Here is a 19,070-nt window from a genome sequence, read left to right on the forward strand (position 1 = left end):
CGATACAGTTACCTCGTGCCAGCTTACTCCGTGATTGCTTCGAGGGCGATGTCCAGCGTTACGTCGTCACCCACACCGGGTGCAAACTTGCCGGCATTGAATTCGCTGCGTTTAATGACCGTGGTCGCATTGGCACCGATGGCGTCCTTCTTTAGCATAGGATGTGCGCCGTTGAAAAAGGAGGTTACGGCAAGGGTGACCGGCTTGGTAATGCCTTTGATCGTCAGGTCACCTTCGATGCTTGCGGGCTTGCCGTCCTCAAAAACCACCTTGGTTGATGTGAAGGTGGCCGTCGGGTATGTGGCAGTGTCCAGGAAGTCAGCGCCCTGAATGTGATCGTCGAACATCTCGAAACCCGTATCGATCGACGTCATGTCGATGGTGACATCAACACGGGCTTGCTTTGCCTGTTTATCGAGCACGACCGAGCCCGTGGTTTTGTTGAAGCGCAGGATCTGCGTGGACATGCCCATGTGGTCATACGAGAAGCGCGGGAATGAATGGGTGGGGTCCAGAACATAGGTCTGCGGCGCGGCCATCGCTTGTCCGGCGAACAGGGCGGAGAAAGCGAGGGCGACAGCGGAAACTTGAGTGCGGGTCATGATGTATATCCTTTATGAACTAAGTTGGACTGGATCGTCTGAAACATGTGTCGCCAATTCGGCGAGCTGTTTATCTAGTGATCTCGTCGACGGAGCAACTTTAGTCGTTCCATTCAAATGAATAAATGGATATACTGGACATATACAATTCCTATATATGGAATAGTGTGGTTTTCAGGAGGAGTCCATGGATCGTTTGGTTGCAATGCAAATCTTTGAACGGGTAGCGGAGGAAAACGGCTTTGCGGCCGCAGCGCGCGCCATGGATATGTCGCCTCCCGTAGTGACGCGTCTAATTGCCGAACTCGAGGCCTATCTCGGTACGCGACTGTTTCAGCGAACTACCCGGCGCGTTTCGCTGACGGAAGCGGGCGAGGCCTATCTGGTTCGTGTCCGTCAAATTCTGCAGGACGTCGACGAAGCCGATGCAGTCGCCAGTGCACATACCAATGAGCTTGCCGGCCGCTTGCGTGTGCATACACAGCCGGCCCTGGCAAGCTATGTGATCGCTCCTTTGCTGGCGGAGTTTCGCCGCCGTCATCCTGGCATTGTGGTTGACATTGACGTCGAGGCACACAGAGACCCGCCTATCGAGGACTTCGACATTACTTTGCTCGGCACCGATGCAAGCTTCGACGCTGATATCGTCGCCCGTAAGGTCATTGAATCCGAAGTCATCCTGGTGGCGTCGCCGGCGTATGTGAAACATAGGGGCTCGCCCAAGGCGCCTGAGGACTTGGCACAGCATGCCTGCCTGCGACTTAAAGGACCCGATGGTCCCCTGCGGGCGTGGCGCATGTGGTCAGGTCAACACCCGGATCATGTGCTCGAGATGAACGTCGACCCTGTCGTTATTGCAAACCATACCGACACCTTGCTGCGCGCTGCACTGGATGGTGCCGGCATTACATCGATATCGCTGGATATCGTGGCGCCTTACCTTACCCGTGGAGAACTGGTTCGGGTGCTTAGTCCATGGACTACGGGTCGGCTTGCGATGTATGCGGCACTGCCAAGCCGAAAGTTCATTCCGCAACGATCCCGTGTGTTCCTGGACTATTTGGTCGAGCATACCCGCGCGCAGAATAACGAGGCCTTGAAGGTGTGCGCGGCTTGTGAACGGTGATTCCGGCGACGGTTGTGCGGTGACCGTGATCGGTGTCAGGGTACGTGTATCGCCCAATGAAAATTTACATGGAGATGAATAAAGCTATGAGCAAGCCTTGGGAAGCGAACCATTCCGGCGCTCTATCGGAGTATGTAGGGTGCGCGGGCTGGGGCCTGTCCTCTAAAGTAGCATCGCATTTCCCCTCCGAGGGCAGTCATCTTGAACGGTACGCCCAGGTGTTTTCGTCGGTGGAGATCAACTCTTCGTTCTATCGCCCACATCAGGCCAAGACCTATGCGCGCTGGGCGGCGAGCGTACCCGACGGGTTCCGGTTTTCTGTCAAGCTGCCACGCAGCATCTCGCATGAGCTCAGGCTGCGGGCGGCGGAAGACACCTTTCGGACGTTCGTGGATCAGGTCTCCGCGCTGGGCGATAAACTGGGGTGCCTGCTGTTGCAGCTTCCGCCCAGTCTGGCGATGAACGCTTCAGAAGCACTGGACTTTTTCTCCACGGTGCATGGTCTTACCAGCGCGCGGGTAGTCTGCGAACCACGTCATGTGAGCTGGTTTACGCCGGCGGCCGCGGATCTGATGAGAGATGCAGGTATCGCCTGCGTCCAGGCGCACCCGCTTCCGGTCGCCGACGTTGAGCCGCGCGGCGATCCTCATGCCCTCTATGTTCGGCTGCATGGCGCGCCTCATATTTATTACTCGTCGTATAGCGATGCATTCATCGACGCCGTAGCCCTGCAGATTGCCGAGGCGCGCCGTTCGCAGCGCCAGGTGTGGTGCATATTCGACAATACCGCGCAAGGCGAAGCAATACCCAATGCGCTGACCTTGATGGAACGGTTGAAGGCGATGGGCCGGGCTTCGTGAATGGATGGCCGTATGCCCGGCGATCGTTCAAGCAATGGACTTGATCAGTGACATGGCGGCGGCAGGATTAGACACCTTGTGTCCGCCGATCACATATAGATAGACATCGCGCTTTTCGGTGCCAGGCATGGCCGGCGCAAGCTGATCCAGACCATCCGGCGCTGCACCCCTGGCCCAGTCCTTTGCACGCTGCGACCATGATTTCAGGGTGGCCGCGGGATAGCCAAGTGGTTCGCCTTCTTGTGTGCCCATCAACCGGACATAGACGAAAGGCGCGGTGGCGTCCGCGATCAGCGGATATTTCGAGTCAACAGCTATCACCACGGCGATGCCATACTGCCGAGCCAGTGCAATGAACTCCGGTGTTCGAAAGCTATCGTTACGGGCTTCGACCACGTGTCGCAGCAAAAAGCCATCGACCTTTTGCGGAAGCAGCTTGAAGAACGCCTCAATGTCGTCGGCGTCGAAAACTTTACTGGGGGAAAATTGCCAGTTGATCGGACCGAGCTTGTGTTTCAGTTCGGTCAAGCCCCCTGTCAGGAAGCGTTCTATGGATTCTCCAGCGTCGGCCAATACCTTTCGGTGAGTGGCATAGCGCGGCGCTTTTACAGAGAAAACGAAAGTCTCGGGCGTTTGCTCATGCCACTTTGCGAAGCTTTCCGGCTTCTGCGCGCCGTAGAAGGTGCTGTTGATTTCTATCGAAGTGAGCTGTCGGCTGGCGTATTCGAGTTCGCGTTTTTGCGGGTGCTTCTCAGGATAGAAGGCGCCTCGCCATGGCTCGTAGGTCCATCCACCGATGCCGACCCCGATAGTTCCGCTATCCTTTGTGGCCATAATCGTTCTCCGTAGGCAGGTCAGAAAACCGCGCTAAAATCGCTGAACATCGGGCAGACGCCCCCGTAGTGCCGTAAACCCCGGCGGGAGTTGTAAATTGATAAGTTTGGCCAGCGGCATCATACTTGTAGTGGCATTCGCAGTAACCTTTATTATGGCCCGGTTCATTGTAAAAAGCCGCGCAAGGCGAGCCGCGACGCAGGAACGGATGCGCATTGAATTGCTTAGGCGGAATGCTCTGCCGGCAGCACCATCGAAGAATAAAAGCAAAAGGCGGCGACAACAACGCATGCAAGGCTGACGGGGTTTTCCGGCGGCCCGCCATGGACCTTATTGGGCATGTTGTGGGACGCTTGCCGGCTTATTCCTTCAAGCCTATCTTCAGAAGCCGGCCTCGCGACGCGTCGGTCAATACGTATACATAGCCGTCGGGGCCGACACGCACGTCGCGAATGCGATCGTTTAGCGGCCCGAGCAGCCGCTCTTCGTGCACGACTTTATCGCCATCCAGTTCAAGCCGTATCAATGCTTTATCCTTCAGCGCCCCGATGAATAGCGACTGCTGCCAGGCAGGATAGCGCCTTGCGTCGTAGAACGCCATGCCCGATATGGCGGGCGATACTTTCCAGTAGTGGATGGGCTGTTCCGTCCCGTCAACGTGGGCACCTTTCGCTTCCGGTATGGCGGAGCCGCTGTAATCCACGCCATGGGTTGCCAGCGGCCAGCCGTAGTTCTTGCCGGCTTCCGGGATGTTGATTTCATCCCCGCCACGTGCGCCATGCTCGTGCGTCCAGAGCTTGCCGGTCGAGGGATTGAGCGCTGCTCCCTGCTGGTTGCGGTGTCCGTATGACCAGATTTCGGGTCGCGCCTGCGCATTTCCCACAAATGGATTGTCGTCCGGCACACGACCGTCGGGGTGCAGGCGAACGAGTTTGCCTTGCAGCTTGTCCAGGTCTTGCGAGGTGGAGCGTTGATTATTCTCGCCCAGGGCAATGAACAAATAGCCTTGCCGGTCAAACACGAGGCGCGATCCGAAATGCGCGCCGTTGGACAGTTTGGGCGTTTGCCGGAAGATGACGGTAAAGTTTTCCAGCTTGCGCCCGTCGGCAGACAAAACCCCGTAGCCTACGGCCGTGCCCGCTTTCCCGTCATCGCCTTTTTCCGCATATGACAGGTACACACGCCTGTTTTGGGCAAAATCGGGTGCCAGGACGACATCGAGCAAACCGCCCTGTGATCGTGCATAAACGTCGGGCACGCCGCTGATCGGCTCCGACAAGCCGGCATCGTTTTTCCATAGCCGTAGATCGCCGGATTTTTCCGTGATCAATGCGCCCGCGTCATCCGGCAGGAAGGCGATGGACCAGGGATGGTCCAGGCCGGTGAGCAGCTCGGTGACGACGATTTCCCCCTTCTCGCTAGGAAAGCGTTGAGTCGCCTGGGCTTGCGCTTGAGCTTGCCAGGCGAGCAGGGGCAGTACAGCCGCGACAAGAAGGCTGCGCAGCTTTTGGCTGCCTGGCTGCCCGCCGCTGGGGGAAAGGGTGTTTTTGGATGGGGTAGTGTAAGGTAGCGTCATCGATGGTCTCCGGGGTCTGAATGATTGAAGAGGCCCGCTGTTTGCCTTGCTTTTGAAACCATATCACGTTGTTAAGACACATGGCGGCTGGTTGCGACTGGCATTGAAGATAAGAGGGCGGCACATGGCTATGACATTACAAGGCATGCTCAACGTGCGCCGGACGGAAGTCCTGCCGGTGAGCTTGGCAATGGTGTTTTTCTTTTGTGTCCTGACGGCGCTGATGATGCTGCGGCCCGCGCGCGAAGCACTGGGCATGCAGGGCGGGCTCGACGCCGTCAGGTGGCTGTTCGTCGGTACAGCGCTCGTGACGCTGCTGGTGAATCCGATATTCGGGATGTTGGTCAGCCGTTTTCGCCGGATGGTGTTTATTTCCATCACGTATGTGTTCTTCGCGTCCAGCCTGCTGGTGTTTTACCTGTTGATTGCGCTCTCGCCTGAAGCCATTGGTGTGATCTCCGGCCAGGTATTCTATGTCTGGTTCAGCGTTTTCAATCTATTTTCCTCCATGGTTTTCTGGGCGCTGATGTCCGACCGGTTCTCGTTGGAGCAGAGCAAGCGGTTCTTTGCGTTGATTGCCGTGGGCGGGACCTTGGGCGCCATTTTTGGCCCCTGGCTGGCTTCAGTGCTCGCGGCGCCGCTGGGTACGCCCGCTTTGTTGCTGGTGTCCAGCGGCTTTCTGATATTGGCGTTATGCGCGGCCGCTACGTTGGTCCATATTCAACCCGCGCAGACGGTGCCGAACCAGGTCGGGCGGCCCGGAGTTCAATCCGAGCCCGGTGAAGGCGTTATTGGGGACGTCTCAGAAAACGGAAAATAAAGCACGTTAAGCCCATTGCAGACGCTAGATATTGACGAGTACGTCGGGTTTTCTCTTGTTTGAGTTGCCTCTTGTGGTAAGATAGTAATCAATTACTATCTTACAAGGAGTGCTCGTGGACACCCATCCAAAGCATCTGCCGGCCGATGAACGTCGTGCCGTAACTGTCGAGTCCGTCGTGGCGCTTGCCGGTTCACAAAACCCAAGCGAGATAACCACTGCGGCTATCGCTAAACACATGAACTTGACCCAGGGTGCGCTGTTTCGGCACTTCCCGAACAAGGAAGCCATTTGGCAGGCGGTCATGGAGTGGGTAGCAGAGCGCCTATTAGCCAGAATCGATCGATCCGCACAAGGAATCGAGTCGCCCTTGGCAGCCATGGAGGCGATGTTCATGAGTCATATCGAATTCGTAGCTGAGCACCCAGGCGTGCCAAGAATGATGTTTGGTGAGCTTCAGCGTGCCGAATCGACACCGGCCAAGCGCATGGTGCAAACCTTGATTCAGCGCTACGGCGAACGTTTGCATCGTCTCATCGAGAAAGGCAAGGCCAGCGGCGAGTTGTCTCCCTCGCTTGACAACGAGGCGGCGGCAACGCTGTTCATTGGCACGATCCAGGGCTTGGTCATGCAATCGCTGTTGGCGGGTGATGTGGGACGTATGCACCGCGATGCGCCGCGCGTCTTTGCAATTTATCGGCGTGGCATAAGGAGTGCGCAATGAAAAAGTTACCCTTGCAAGGCCGCACCCTGGCGCTGCTTGCCGTCATCATTCCTTTGCTGGTGCTTTTTATTTATGTCGGTCTGCGATCAGGGCCGCTCGCCCCGGTCGCTGTGACGGTGGCAAGCGTGGAATCACGGGCTATCACACCGGCGCTGTTCGGCATCGGCACGGTGGAGGCGCGCTACACCTACAAGATCGGGCCGACGTTTGCCGGGCGCGTCAAACGCCTGGAGGTGCATGTAGGCGACCAGGTCAAGGCCGGACAGGTGCTCGGCGAGATGGAGCCGGTCGACCTCGATGATCGGGTGCGCTCACAGGAGTCGGCATTCAAGCGTGCGGAAGCGGCTTTGCGCGAGGCAGAAGCCCGGCAAGCCTACGCGCAAACCCAGGCGCGCCGCTACGAGCAATTGTTTGCGGTGCGCTCGACCAGCGAGGAAATCGTCACCACCAAGCGGCAGGAACTGCAGATCGCCGATGCCGCCTTATCTGCCGCTCGGGAAGATATTGTCCGGGCACGCTCCGACCGCGAAGGACTCGTCGCGCAGCGGAGCAATCTGCGCCTGATCGCGCCGGTCGACGGTGTAGTCGCCGTGCGCGATGCCGATCCCGGCACGACCATCGTCGCGGGCCAGGCCGTGGTGGAAGTGATCGACCCCAAGAGTTTGTGGATCAATGCGCGCTTCGACCAGATCAGCGCATCGGGGCTGGCTGGGGGGTTGCCGACTCTTATCGTCCTGCGTTCGCGTGGTGGCCAGACCTTGAAAGGTCGCGTGCTGCGGGTGGAACCCAAGGCCGACGCGGTAACCGAGGAAACGCTTGCCAAGGTGACATTCGATAACAAACCAGAACCTTTGCCACCGGTGGGTGAACTGGCCGAAGTCACGGTTGACTTGCCGGCGCTCCCGGCCGCTCCACTGATCCCCAACGCTGCCGTCCAGCGTGAGGGCGACAAAGTTGGTGTCTGGCAAATCGTGGATGGTGATCTGCATTTCTCCCCGGTCAAGCTCGGCACTTCCGACCTCAATGGTTACGTGCAGGTGCGCGAAGGGCTCAAGAATGGGGACCAGGTTGTGACCTATAGCGAAAAGGCACTGACGGCGCGCAGCCGCATCCATGTGGTCGACCATATCCCAGGAGTGTCACGATGATCAGCCTGGCCGGCCGCGACATTCTCCATGCCTGGGGAAAATTCGTCTTCACCGGCATCGGTCTGGGTCTGCTGATCGGCGTCACCCTGGTCATGGCTGGGGTGTACCGAGGCATGGTGGACGACGGCAAGGCGTTGCTCGACAACAGTGGCGCTGACCTTTGGGTGGTGCAAAAGGATACTCTGGGTCCTTATGCGGAGTCGTCCAGCCTCAACGATGACGTGTATCGCGCCATTCTCGCCATGCCGGGAGTCTCACAGGCAGCGAACGTGACCTACCTGACCATGCAGGTACGCAAGGGCGAGAGTGATGTACGCACCATGGTGGTCGGCATCGCGCCCGGTGCGTTGGGGGCTACACCCGGATGGCCTCCTTATCTCGTCGCTGGACGCCAGATCACGCGCGGTCACTACGAGGCGGTAGCCGACATCGCCACCGGCTTCAAACTGGGAGATCGTCTTGCCATTCGCCGAAATCATTACACCGTCGTGGGGCTGACACGGCGCATGGTGTCGTCCAGCGGCGACCCGATGGTATTCATTCCGCTCAAGGATGCCCAAGAGGCTCAGTTCCTCAAGGACAACGACGCCATTTGGCAAAGCCGGCGTCGCACCGAAGCCAACCCGGCCTTCAATCGACCCGGTGTTCCTGGTTTGCTGGATGCCGTGATTGCTTCACAGAGCACCAACGCGTTCGTCAATGCAGTGCTGGTCACTCTGAAACCTGGTCATGCGCCGGACGAGGTTGCCGAATCCATCCGACGCTGGAAGCGTTTGACGGTCTACACACGGGCACAGATGGAAGACATCCTCGTCGGCAAGTTGATCGCCACGTCGGCCAAACAGATAGGCATGTTCTTGGTGATTCTGGCCATCGTTAGCGCGGCCATCGTCGCTTTCATCATCTACTCGCTGACGATGGACAAAATCCGCGAGATCGCGGTATTGAAGCTCATCGGCACACGCAACCGAACTATCGCCGCGATGATCATGCAGCAGGCGCTCGCCTTGGGGGTGATTGGCTTCGTGGTCGGCAAGATCACCGCCACTTTCTCAGCCCCCCTGTTCCCCAAATATGTGCTGCTCACGCCAATGGATTCCGTGACCGGTTTTTTTGCCGTGCTCGTGATTTGCGTGCTGGCCAGCATCGTCGCCATTCGCATGGCACTCAAGGTCGATCCGGCCGAAGCGATAGGGTGACCCCATGATTGGAAAAGGAATCCGCATCGAAGGCCTAAGCAAACGCTTTGGCAAAGGTGACACGGCTGTCTACGCGTTGAAGGACGTGAATATGCAGGTTGCACCAGGTGAGGTGGTCGGATTGGTCGGCCCTTCCGGCTCGGGCAAGAGCACGCTGCTTAAATGCCTGGGTGCGGTGATCGATCCGAGCGACGGCCGCATGACGCTGGGTAATGAAGTGATATACGACGGCGGTTGGCAAGTTCGTGATCTGCGCGCCTTGCGGCGCGACAAAATTGGTTTTGTCTTCCAATCGCCGTACCTGATTCCGTTTCTCGATGTCACCGACAACGTGGCCCTGCTGCCGATGCTTGCAGGCGTCGCGAATGCAGAGGCGCGAGCGAAGGCATTGGAATTGCTTACGGCGCTTGATGTGCAACACCGAGTTCACGCCATGCCATCGCAACTCTCCGGTGGCGAGCAGCAACGGGTTGCCATCGCGCGCGGATTGGTTAACCGCCCACCGGTGATCCTGGCGGATGAACCCACCGCACCTCTCGACAGCGTGCGTGCCATGGCGGTGATTCGCATCCTCAACGACATGGCTCGGAAGTTCGAGACCGCCATCATCGTCGTCACCCATGACGAAAAGATCATCCCCACTTTCAAGCGCATCTACCACATCCGCGACGGTGTGACCCATGAGGAAGCTGGTGAAGGGCGGGAGTTCGAATGAGAGAACGATTGAATTACAGGAGAATTTCATGACCCACCGCAAACACAGCCACGCATTTGGAACTATCACCCTGACCGTTACGGCCTGCCTGCTTTTATGGGGTTTTCAGTTGCCAGCTTGGGCTGGTGACGCTACCCAGGTTGAGCCACTGGCGCTACGCAAGATCATGCAGGAACTCGGGCGCAACATGCAGGCTATTACCGGTGCGATTTCGCAGGAGGAATGGGTTCAGGTCGTTCAGCTCGCCCCAAAAGTTGCTGCACACCCCGAGCCACCGCTTACTGAAAAAATGCGCATCCTTGCTTACCTCGGCGCTGATGCGACCAAGTTCAGAAACTTTGACGCGCAGACTCACGAGGCGGCGCTGGCCATGAAGCTGGCTGCTGCGAGCAGCGACGGCAAGGCGGTGATCCAATCATTCGCCCACGTGCAGGAAAGCTGCTTGGGCTGCCACCAAGCTTTCCGTAAACCTTTCGTGGAGCATTTTTATGGAGCACGCTAAAACATGCCAGCGCCCCATCAGCCTCAAAAGACGGCTTGCGGCAACTTACCTGGTAGCTGGTCTGGTCACCGCCGGTCTGGCCGGCTGCGCCGCCGGCCCTGATTTTCAGCGTCCCACCGCACCCGATGTGGCTCGCTACACTGCAACACCGGTGGCTGATAGAACCGCGTCCGCTCCCACGCAGTTCGGCGAAACACAACGTCTAGTCGAAGGGCTTCCGATCGAAACGCAATGGTGGCAAAGCTTGGGTTCATCCGCACTCGACGGACTGATCAACGAAGCTTTCCATGTCAGCCCGACGCTGGCGAGCATCAGCGCCAATTTGCGACAGGCGCAGGAGCTTCTTGCCGCACAGGCGGGCTCGACGCAATATCCACAGGTAGATGTCGCACTGGGATCTCAGCGCCAGCAAATGAGTCCCAGTAGCCAAGGGTTGAGCGGAGACGCACGTCAATTCAGCCTCTACAACGCCAGCGTTGGCGTGCATTACAACCTCGATCTGGCTGGCGGCAACCGGCGCGCACTCGAAGCCTTGGCTGCTCGCGCCGACTACCGTCGCTTCGAACTGAATGCTGCGCGCCTGGCCCTTGCCGGCAACATGGCAACCGCTGCCATTACCCGAGCACGCCTCGCCGCGCAACTAGAAGCCACTACTGCCATTTTGCGCGTGCAGGATGAGCAACTGCGCCTAGCCCATGAACGCGTGCGTATCGGTCAGGCCTCACCTGATGAAGCGTTGAGCCTACAAGCTCAGGCGGAGCAAACGCGGGCAGAACTGCCTGCGCTGCGTAAACAACTGCAACAAACCGAACATCTACTGGCGGTGCTAGCCGGTCGTGCCCCAGGCACGGGTGGCATCCCGGCCTTCACTCTGGCCGATTTCACTCTGCCCGTCGAGATGCCGCTCGTCGTGCCCTCAGAACTGGTGCGCCGCCGACCGGATATCCAGGCGTCAGAGGCGCTGTTGCATGCGGCCAATGCAGACTATGGTGTGGCTGTCGCCAAGCTCTACCCACAGATCAACCTGAGCGCCAACCTTGGCTCTCAAGCGCTGACCACCGGTGCCCTGTTCGGTGGTGGCTCGGCAGTGTGGGGCCTGGTTGCGCAGCTCACCCAGCCTCTTTTTAATCCAGGGCTACCCGCTGAAAAAAGAGCGGCGCTCGCCGCTTTTGATGCCGCCGCAGCCAATTACCAGAGCGTCGTATTGGAGTCTTTGCGTAACGTCGCCGACACCCTGCGCGCGGTGGAAAGCGATGCACAAACTTTGACTGCCCTCGCTGCCGCTGATATGGCTGCACAGGCCTCCTTGCAGTCGGTCGAGCGGCAATACCGGCTGGGCGCGGCCAGCTACCTGCAACTGCTCATCGCGCAGCAACAGGCACAGTCAATCCGGATCAATATGATTGCGGCCCAGGCACAACGCCTAGTCGATAGTGTTGCTTTATATCAGGCCCTGGGAGGTGGTGTCAGTTAAGGCTATGCCCTAACCTGATGTCAGATGTTGAGCACAAACAACGTCAGAGTAGAGTGTGAATTTATATTTATTGACACATTCAGCCAAGGGTAATAGATTTCATCCTGACATTTTTACCTTTGGAGGCATCTTGCAAGGTCAACGTATCGGCTACGTCCGCGTCAGCAGCTTCGACCAGAATCCTGATCGACAACTGGAACAAATAGAAGTCGGCAAGGTATTCACCGATAAGGCTTCAGGCAAGGACACACAACGTCCCGAACTTGAAAGGCTGCTGGCCTTCGTCCGCGAGGGCGACACCGTGGTGGTGCATAGCATGGACAGGTTGGCACGCAACCTTGATGACCTGCGCCGCATCGTCCAAGGGCTGACACAACGGGGCGTGCGCATGGAGTTCGTCAAAGAAGGGCTGACGTTCACCGGCGAGGACTCACCGATGGCCAATCTGATGCTGTCGGTCATGGGAGCCTTTGCTGAGTTCGAGCGCGCCCTGATCCGCGAACGTCAGCGCGAGGGAATCGTGCTGGCCAAGCAGCGCGGTGCCTACCGGGGACGAAAGAAATCGCTGAACAGCGAACAAATTGCCGAGTTGAAACGGCGAGTTGCGGCAGGCGACCAAAAAACCTTGGTGGCCCGTGACTTCGGCATCAGCCGCGAAACCTTGTACCAGTACCTGCGGGAAGACTGACCATGCCACGCCGCTCAATCCTGTCCGCCACCGAGCGCGAAAGTCTGCTGGCACTGCCAGATGTCAAAGACGAACTGATACGGCACTACACGTTCAACGAAACCGACCTGTCGGTGATCCGTCAGCGTCGCGGCGCCGCGAATCGATTGGGCTTCGCCGTGCAGCTTTGCTACTTGCGATTCCCTGGCATCTTCTTGGGCGTCGATGAACCTCCATTTCCGCCCCTGCTGCGCATGGTGGCCGCACAACTCAAGGTGCCGGTGGAAAGCTGGAACGATTACGGCCAGCGCGAGCAGACACGGCGGGAGCACTTGGTCGAGCTGCAAACGGTGTTTGGATTCAAGCCCTTCACCATGAGTCACTACCGGCAAGCCGTGCATACATTGACCGAACTGGCCTTGCAAACAGACAAAGGCATTGTGCTGGCCAGCACCCTTGTTGAAAACCTGCGGCGGCAGAGCATCATCCTACCCGCCATGAATGCCATCGAGCGCGCAAGCGCCGAGGCCATTACCCGTGCCAACCGGAGCATCCATGCGGCATTGGCCGATTCCTTGATACCTGTCCATCGCCACCGCCTGGACGAACTGCTCAAGCGCAAGGATGGTAGCAAAATGACGTGGCTAGCGTGGCTGCGCCAATCGCCCGCCAAGCCGAACTCGCGCCACATGCTTGAACACATCGAACGCCTCAAAGCCTGGCAGGCGCTTGACCTACCTGCTGGCATCGAACGGCAGGTACACCAAAACCGCTTGCTCAAGATCGCCCGCGAGGGCGGCCAGATGACGCCCGCCGACCTGGCCAAGTTCGAGTCGCAGCGGCGTTACGCCACCTTGGTAGCACTGGCCATCGAGGGCATGGCCACCGTCACTGATGAAATCATCGACCTTCACGACCGCATCATCGGCAAGCTGTTCAATGCGGCCAAGAACAAGCATCAACAGCAGTTCCAGGCTTCCGGCAAGGCGATCAACGACAAGGTGCGGATGTATGGGCGCATCGGTCAGGCGCTGATTGAAGCCAAACAAAGCGGCGGCGATCCGTTCGCCGCCATCGAAGCGGTCATGCCGTGGGACACCTTCGCCGCCAGCGTCACCGAGGCGCAAACGCTGGCGCGGCCTGCCGATTTTGATTTCCTGCACCATATCGGCGAGAGTTACGCCACGCTGCGCCGCTATGCGCCGCAGTTCCTGGACGTGCTCAAACTGCGCGCCGCGCCCACCGCCAAGGGTGTGCTCGATGCCATCGACGTGCTGCGCGGCATGAACAGCGACAGCGCGCGCAAGGTGCCCGCCGATGCGCCAACCGCATTCATCAAGCCGCGCTGGGCAAAGCTGGTTCTGACCGACGAGGGTATTGACCGGCGTTACTACGAGTTATGCGCCCTGTCGGAGCTGAAGAACGCACTGCGCTCTGGTGATGTTTGGGTGCAGGGTTCGCGCCAGTTCAAGGACTTCGACGAATACCTGGTGCCGATCGAGAAGTTCGCCACCCTGAAGCTGGCCAGCGAATTGCCACTGGCCGTGGCCACCGACTGCGACCAATATCTGCATGACCGACTGGAATTATTGGAGGCGCAACTCGCCACAGTCAACCGCATGGCGGCGACCAACGACTTACCGGACGCCATCATCACCACTGCATCGGGCCTGAAGATCACGCCGCTGGACGCAGCGGTGCCAGACGCCGCGCAAGCCTTGATTGACCAGTCGGCGATGTTGCTGCCGCACCTCAAGATCACCGAGTTGCTGATGGAGGTCGATGAATGGACGGGCTTCACGCGCCACTTCACACACCTGAAGACCGGCGACACGGCCAAGGACAAAACCTTGCTGATGACGACGATTCTGGCTGATGGTATCAATCTTGGGCTCACCAAGATGGCCGAATCCTGCCCTGGCACCACCTACGCCAAGCTGTCTTGGCTGCAAGCCTGGCACGTTCGCGACGAAACCTATTCGACGGCGCTGGCCGAGCTGGTGAACGCACAGTTTCGACAACCCTTCGCCGGAAACTGGGGCGACGGCACCACGTCATCGTCGGACGGCCAGAACTTCCGAACCGGCAGCAAGGCAGAGAGCACCGGGCATATCAATCCGAAGTATGGAAGTAGCCCTGGGCGGACGTTCTATACCCATATCTCCGACCAATACGCGCCCTTCAGCGCCAAGGTGGTCAACGTCGGCTTGCGCGACTCGACCTATGTGCTCGATGGCCTGCTGTACCACGAGTCTGACTTGCGTATCGAGGAACACTACACCGACACGGCGGGCTTCACCGATCATGTGTTCGGCCTGATGCACTTTCTGGGATTCCGGTTCGCGCCGCGCATCCGCGACCTGGGCGACACCAAGCTGTTCATTCCCAAGGGCGATACTGCCTACGATGCACTCAAGCCGATGATTAGCAGCGACAGGCTGAACATCAAGGCTATTCGCGCTCATTGGGATGAAATCCTACGGCTGGCCACTTCGATCAAGCAGGGCACGGTGACGGCCTCGCTGATGCTGCGCAAGCTCGGCAGCTATCCGCGCCAAAACGGCTTGGCCGTCGCCCTGCGCGAGCTGGGGCGCATCGAGCGCACGCTGTTCATTCTGGATTGGCTGCAAAGCGTGGAGCTGCGCCGCCGCGTCCATGCGGGGCTGAATAAGGGCGAGGCGCGCAACGCGCTGGCCAGGGCGGTCTTCTTCTACCGATTGGGTGAAATCCGCGACCGCAGTTTTGAGCAGCAGCGCTACCGGGCCAGCGGCCTCAATCTGGTGACGGCGGCCATCGTGTTGTGGAACACGGTCTATCTGGAGCGTGCCACCAGTGCTTTGCGTGCCCACGGCAAGGCGCTGGACGACACGTTGCTGCAATATCTGTCACCGCTGGGGTGGGAGCATATCAACCTGACCGGCGATTACCTATGGCGCAGCAGTGCCAAGGTCGGTGCGGGGAAGTTCAGGCCATTGCGACCGCTGCCACCGGCTTAGCGTGCTTTATTTTCCGTTTTCTGAGACGACCCCTTATTGGCGGTGCTGCGTGGGACGGCGTCAAAGCCGTATGCCAGTCAAGGTATTTGATGGGCATTGCCGCCTACGTTGTGATCCTGGCGATAATGGCCACCTTTCTTTACTTTACGCGATTGCAGATGGTGGCTGCCTTGGGCGATGAGATCGACGCACGCACCACGCTCTTCGCCCAAATCGATCTGATCACGCAAATTGCCACGCTGGTGATCCAGGTCCTTGTATCAGGTCATTTGATGAAGCGGCTGGGTGTGCCTATCACCCTGGCCTTGCTTCCAGTCACGGCGCTGCTGGGTTTTGTCGGGCTTGCGTTGGCAGGTTCGTTGGCAGCGCTGATCGTATTCGAGTCGGCGTTCAGGGCGGTTCAGCGTGGGATCATGCGGCCAGCCAGGGAGACCCTGTTCACCGTAGTGAGCGCAGAGGAAAAGTACAAGGCCAAAGCGTTCATTGACACCTTTGTCTATCGGGCGGGCGACGTGGCGGGCGCTCAACTCGAAGGCGCTCTGGGTCGCCTGGGCATGGGACTGGCTGCTGTGGCCAGCGTTGCAGTGCCCATGGCGATCGTTTGGGCAGCGCTCGCGCTCTGGTTGGGTCGCACCCAGCAAAGGATCGCCGCTTCCGACAGGTCCCGGCACACCAATACAGCTGCGCCTTCCCCTCAAACGATTAACAAAGGATCTCCGACATGATTTCTCGTCGCGACTATTTGAGACTGTGTGTGGCGGTTGGCGCAGGCTCCGTGCTTGCGCCAAGCCGGCTTTGGGCAAATGAAAAATCCACTGCCTTGATCACCCGTCCTATCCCTTCGTCCGGGGAGCCGCTGCCCGTTGTGGGCCTGGGCAGCTCGGCAACTTTTTCCAGCGTCGCGGGGAGTGATGACGTTCAAGCGTTGAAGCAGGTGTTTACCGCGATGGTTGATCGTGGCGGCTCGGTTTTCGATACGGCACCCAGTTACGGTGCGTCGGAAGCTGTGGCGGGAAAAATCGTCAGCGACCTCGGCATCCGCGACAAGGTATTCTGGGCGACCAAGCTCAATGTCGCCGGATACGGGGGAGGGGCAGCGGATGTTGCCCGCGCCAAGGCCCAGATCGAAGCGTCGTTCAAGGCTATCGACAAACCGGTCATCGACCTGATCCAGGTGCATAATCTTGGTGATTTACCCACCCAGCTGCCGCTATTGAAAGCGTTGCGCGACGAAAAGCGCATTCGCTATATGGGCGTCACCACGACGTTTCCACGACAGTACGAATACCTCGAAAAGGTAATGCGTAATGAGCCGCTCGATTTTATCGGTGTTGATTACGCAATCGATAACCGCGTCATGGAAGAACGCATATTGCCGCTGGCGGCAGACCGCGGCATTGCGGTGCTGGTGTATGCGCCGTTCGGCCGCACGCGATTATGGAGCCTGGTCAAAGGACACGACGTGCCCGATTGGGCCGGCGAGTTGGATATCCGTTCGTGGGGCCAGTTTTTCTTGAAGTTTGTGCTTTCCCATCCGGCCGTCACGTGTGCAACCCCGGCCACCAGCCGCCCCAAGAACATGGTGGACAACATGGGCGCTGCCTTTGGCGAGTTGCCGGATGCGGCCATGCGCAAACGCATGGCGGAATACATACAGTCGCTCTGATTCCCCCCACATTACTTGAGCTGTTCCGGCCTGTCGCTCTAGAACATCACGGCGAAAAGTAATGTTATATTGCGAACGATAATAAATCTTGTTCGCAATATTTTGGGGAATCAAAGCAATGTCATCAGTAAGGGTTTTCAAGGCGCATCCACCGGACATGAAGAAAAGCGGCGCATGGCTGTTCGCATCGGTGTGTGCGCTTGGGGTGGGCGGCGCCGTATCGCCTTTGCACGCGCAATCAACAAGCGATGCCTCGGTCAGCACCTTGAATACCGTTGTGGTGACTGCATCGGGTTTCGAGCAGGATATTATCGACGCGCCCGCGTCGATCTCGGTGATTCCGCGCGAAAAACTTGAGAAAGGCGCCTATCGCGACCTGACCGATGCACTTCGGGACGTGCCCGGCGTCATCATGACCCCGTCCGATAACAATACGTCCGACATCAGCTTGCGTGGAATGGGCGCCAACTACACGCTGATCCTGGTTGATGGCAAACGCATGAGTACGCGGGAAACACAGACCAACGGCAGCACGGGTACCGATCAGAGCTGGGTGCCGCCGCTTGAGGCCATAGAGCGCATCGAGGTCGTACGCGGTCCGATGTCTTCACTGTATGGATCGGATGCCATGGGCGGAGTCATCAATATCATCACGCGCAAGGTGCCCAAGGAGTGGGGCGGTTCGATACGCCTGGATTCAACGCTGCAAAGCCATTCGCGCTCGGGCAACCTGTATCAGGGTAACTTCTACCTGGCGGGTCCCATCAAGGAAGACTTGTTGGGATTGAGCCTTTACGGCGTTTACTCTCACCGTGGCGAAGACGAGATCGAGCAGGGCTATAACCGCCATACCAATCGTGGTGTGACAGCACGTCTATCGCTCACGCCGACCCGTGACCATGACATCATCCTTGAAGCGGGTGCTTCCGAACAAAACTACCGCTCCACACCGGGCAAGACCTTGCCCCTGGCCGAGCCCGAGAGCGACCGGGATTTCGAACGCCAGAATTATTCTTTGACGCACAATGGCCGGTGGTCGTTCGGTACATCGGATTCGTATGTGCTGCGGGACGAGACAAAGAACGTAGTGCGCGACATGACGATCGAGAACACGATACTCAGCACCAGCTGGAGCATGCCAGTTCTTGACAGCCATATGGCAACGGTCGGTGCCTACTACAGCAACGAGAGCCTCAACGATACGACGACCAACGCAATGTCGGACCGGTCCGATGTCGAGCGATGGCAGTATGCCTTCTTCGCCGAGGATGAGTGGCAGGTGACTGATTCTTTCGCATTGACAGGCGGCATCCGCATGGATCGCGACAAGACGGCGGGCGATCACTGGAGCCCCCGTCTGTATGGCGTATGGCACATGACAGACCGATGGACATTGAAGGGTGGCGTATCGACGGGGTTCCGCGCTCCGTCCATGCGTCAGACGCTGCCCGATTGGGGCGCGACCAGCCGCGGCGGCAATATGTACGGCAATCCTGATCTGAAGCCCGAGAAGACGCTGACCAAGGAAATCGGCCTTCTATATAGCGGCGATAACGGGATGCTTGCCACGGTAACCCTGTTTGATAACGAGTTCACCGACAAGATCACTCGAGTGCCATGCCCCGAATGCGGCCCGGCCAATTCCTTTGGGCGCTCGGCAACCACCTACACCAACGTGGACGACGCGATTACGCGTGGTGTCGAAGCATCGCTTTCGACGCCATTGACCGACACCCTGGACCTGACGTCGAGCTACACCTTTACCAAGTCCGAGCAAAAGAGCGGCCAGTATGCCGGTCAGCCGCTCAATCAGCTTCCCAAGCACATGTTCAATGTGGGTTTGAACTGGCAGGCGACCTCAAGAATCGATAGCTGGCTGAAGGTTACGTATCGCGGCAAGGAAAGCGACCCGACGCAAGGAATATCGGCCAGCACGACCATGGCGCCATCCTCGACGCTGATAGACTTCGGTGGCTCGTATAACGTCAACAAACAGGTGACCATGTATGCGGGGGTATATAACGTGCTCGACAAACGGGTGACCTACGACGATTATGGCTACGTTGAAGATGGCCGCCGTTACTGGCTGGGCATGAACGTGAAGTTCTAGTTCGGTTCGGCGGGTACAGAAGCCGTCGTGGGGTAGACAAGGGCCGGGAGA

The 19,070-nt window shown here is 58.5% G+C and carries 17 protein-coding genes; 14 read left to right on the plus strand and 3 right to left on the minus strand.

All coding sequences use genetic code 11. From position 1 onward, the window contains the following. Positions 1–23: 23 nt before the first annotated feature. The gene (locus tag CR159_RS04820; protein ID WP_102072881.1) at positions 24–602 is read right to left on the minus strand and encodes a YceI family protein; all 579 of its coding nucleotides are present in this window, start codon (positions 600–602) and stop codon (positions 24–26) included. 187 nt (positions 603–789) lie between these two features. On the opposite strand from CR159_RS04820, the gene CR159_RS04825 reads away from it, so the two are divergent. Then, entirely contained in the window at positions 790–1,728 is a 939-nt protein-coding gene (locus tag CR159_RS04825; RefSeq protein ID WP_102072882.1) for a LysR family transcriptional regulator, read from the plus strand. A gap of 86 nt (positions 1,729–1,814) precedes the next feature. Next, positions 1,815–2,588 (plus strand): DUF72 domain-containing protein, encoded by a 774-nt coding sequence (locus CR159_RS04830; protein WP_102072883.1) that lies wholly within the window; start codon positions 1,815–1,817, stop codon positions 2,586–2,588. Positions 2,589–2,615: 27 nt separating this feature from the next. On the opposite strand, the gene CR159_RS04835 is transcribed toward CR159_RS04830, so the two are convergent. Next, positions 2,616–3,422, minus strand: coding sequence for a DUF72 domain-containing protein (locus CR159_RS04835; RefSeq protein WP_102072884.1), 807 nt, complete (start codon positions 3,420–3,422; stop codon positions 2,616–2,618). A 361-nt stretch (positions 3,423–3,783) separates the two neighbouring features. Further along, positions 3,784–4,998, minus strand: a complete 1,215-nt coding sequence (locus CR159_RS04840; RefSeq protein ID WP_102072885.1) for a PQQ-dependent sugar dehydrogenase — start codon at positions 4,996–4,998, stop codon at positions 3,784–3,786. A 124-nt stretch (positions 4,999–5,122) separates the two neighbouring features. Between CR159_RS04840 and CR159_RS04845 the strand changes: the two genes are divergently transcribed. The 12 genes from CR159_RS04845 to CR159_RS04900 all read left to right on the plus strand — a co-directional run bounded on the left by CR159_RS04845 (position 5,123) and on the right by CR159_RS04900 (position 19,019). Next, on the plus strand, positions 5,123–5,818 hold the full coding sequence (locus CR159_RS04845) for an MFS transporter (protein ID WP_233208174.1): 696 nt from the start codon (positions 5,123–5,125) through the stop codon (positions 5,816–5,818). A 115-nt stretch (positions 5,819–5,933) separates the two neighbouring features. Next, positions 5,934–6,542, plus strand: coding sequence for a TetR/AcrR family transcriptional regulator (locus tag CR159_RS04850; RefSeq protein WP_004393990.1), 609 nt, complete (start codon positions 5,934–5,936; stop codon positions 6,540–6,542). Beyond that, positions 6,539–7,690, plus strand: a complete 1,152-nt coding sequence (locus tag CR159_RS04855) for an efflux RND transporter periplasmic adaptor subunit (protein ID WP_003056109.1) — start codon at positions 6,539–6,541, stop codon at positions 7,688–7,690. The genes CR159_RS04850 and CR159_RS04855 overlap by 4 nt, the downstream gene beginning before the upstream one ends. Further along, a complete protein-coding gene (locus tag CR159_RS04860; RefSeq protein WP_094197185.1) occupies positions 7,687–8,889 on the plus strand; it encodes an ABC transporter permease in 1,203 nt (400 codons plus the stop codon). Before CR159_RS04855 ends, CR159_RS04860 begins: the two co-directional genes overlap by 4 nt. A 4-nt stretch (positions 8,890–8,893) precedes the next feature. Continuing rightward, entirely contained in the window at positions 8,894–9,604 is a 711-nt protein-coding gene (locus CR159_RS04865; protein WP_048607673.1) for an ABC transporter ATP-binding protein, read from the plus strand. Positions 9,605–9,632: 28 nt separating this feature from the next. Then, on the plus strand, positions 9,633–10,106 hold the full coding sequence (locus CR159_RS04870; RefSeq protein ID WP_003056106.1) for a cytochrome c: 474 nt from the start codon (positions 9,633–9,635) through the stop codon (positions 10,104–10,106). Further along, a complete protein-coding gene (locus tag CR159_RS04875; RefSeq protein WP_048607676.1) occupies positions 10,093–11,580 on the plus strand; it encodes an efflux transporter outer membrane subunit in 1,488 nt (495 codons plus the stop codon). The genes CR159_RS04870 and CR159_RS04875 overlap by 14 nt, the downstream gene beginning before the upstream one ends. Positions 11,581–11,710: 130 nt before the next feature. Further along, on the plus strand, positions 11,711–12,268 hold the full coding sequence (locus CR159_RS04880) for a recombinase family protein (protein WP_001162010.1): 558 nt from the start codon (positions 11,711–11,713) through the stop codon (positions 12,266–12,268). Between the two features lie 2 nt (positions 12,269–12,270). Further along, positions 12,271–15,243, plus strand: coding sequence for a Tn3 family transposase (locus CR159_RS04885; protein WP_102072886.1), 2,973 nt, complete (start codon positions 12,271–12,273; stop codon positions 15,241–15,243). 89 nt (positions 15,244–15,332) lie between these two features. Next, positions 15,333–15,968 carry a hypothetical protein gene (locus CR159_RS04890; protein ID WP_233208175.1) on the plus strand — a complete coding sequence of 212 codons (636 nt, stop codon included), beginning with the start codon at positions 15,333–15,335 and terminating at the stop codon, positions 15,966–15,968. Next, on the plus strand, positions 15,965–16,909 hold the full coding sequence (locus CR159_RS04895) for an aldo/keto reductase (RefSeq protein ID WP_102072887.1): 945 nt from the start codon (positions 15,965–15,967) through the stop codon (positions 16,907–16,909). Before CR159_RS04890 ends, CR159_RS04895 begins: the two co-directional genes overlap by 4 nt. 157 nt (positions 16,910–17,066) lie before the next feature. Beyond that, entirely contained in the window at positions 17,067–19,019 is a 1,953-nt protein-coding gene (locus CR159_RS04900) for a ligand-gated channel protein (protein WP_199173247.1), read from the plus strand. Positions 19,020–19,070: the final 51 nt, after the last annotated feature.

The organism is Pollutimonas subterranea, from assembly GCF_002849655.1.
Lineage (GTDB): Bacteria > Pseudomonadota > Gammaproteobacteria > Burkholderiales > Burkholderiaceae_B > Pollutimonas > Pollutimonas subterranea.

What these genes read in the sequence shown, in the direction of transcription:
- CR159_RS04820 (WP_102072881.1), bottom strand. Translation starts at nt 602, where the DNA reads ATGACCCGCACTCAAGTTTCCGCTGTCGCCCTCGCTTTCTCCGCCCTG.
- CR159_RS04825 (WP_102072882.1), top strand. Translation starts at nt 790, where the DNA reads ATGGATCGTTTGGTTGCAATGCAAATCTTTGAACGGGTAGCGGAGGAA.
- CR159_RS04830 (WP_102072883.1), top strand. Translation starts at nt 1,815, where the DNA reads ATGAGCAAGCCTTGGGAAGCGAACCATTCCGGCGCTCTATCGGAGTAT.
- CR159_RS04835 (WP_102072884.1), bottom strand. Translation starts at nt 3,422, where the DNA reads ATGGCCACAAAGGATAGCGGAACTATCGGGGTCGGCATCGGTGGATGG.
- CR159_RS04840 (WP_102072885.1), bottom strand. Translation starts at nt 4,998, where the DNA reads ATGACGCTACCTTACACTACCCCATCCAAAAACACCCTTTCCCCCAGC.
- CR159_RS04845 (WP_233208174.1), top strand. Translation starts at nt 5,123, where the DNA reads ATGGCTATGACATTACAAGGCATGCTCAACGTGCGCCGGACGGAAGTC.
- CR159_RS04855 (WP_003056109.1), top strand. Translation starts at nt 6,539, where the DNA reads ATGAAAAAGTTACCCTTGCAAGGCCGCACCCTGGCGCTGCTTGCCGTC.
- CR159_RS04860 (WP_094197185.1), top strand. Translation starts at nt 7,687, where the DNA reads ATGATCAGCCTGGCCGGCCGCGACATTCTCCATGCCTGGGGAAAATTC.
- CR159_RS04865 (WP_048607673.1), top strand. Translation starts at nt 8,894, where the DNA reads ATGATTGGAAAAGGAATCCGCATCGAAGGCCTAAGCAAACGCTTTGGC.
- CR159_RS04870 (WP_003056106.1), top strand. Translation starts at nt 9,633, where the DNA reads ATGACCCACCGCAAACACAGCCACGCATTTGGAACTATCACCCTGACC.
- CR159_RS04875 (WP_048607676.1), top strand. Translation starts at nt 10,093, where the DNA reads ATGGAGCACGCTAAAACATGCCAGCGCCCCATCAGCCTCAAAAGACGG.
- CR159_RS04885 (WP_102072886.1), top strand. Translation starts at nt 12,271, where the DNA reads ATGCCACGCCGCTCAATCCTGTCCGCCACCGAGCGCGAAAGTCTGCTG.
- CR159_RS04890 (WP_233208175.1), top strand. Translation starts at nt 15,333, where the DNA reads ATGGGCATTGCCGCCTACGTTGTGATCCTGGCGATAATGGCCACCTTT.
- CR159_RS04895 (WP_102072887.1), top strand. Translation starts at nt 15,965, where the DNA reads ATGATTTCTCGTCGCGACTATTTGAGACTGTGTGTGGCGGTTGGCGCA.
- CR159_RS04900 (WP_199173247.1), top strand. Translation starts at nt 17,067, where the DNA reads ATGAAGAAAAGCGGCGCATGGCTGTTCGCATCGGTGTGTGCGCTTGGG.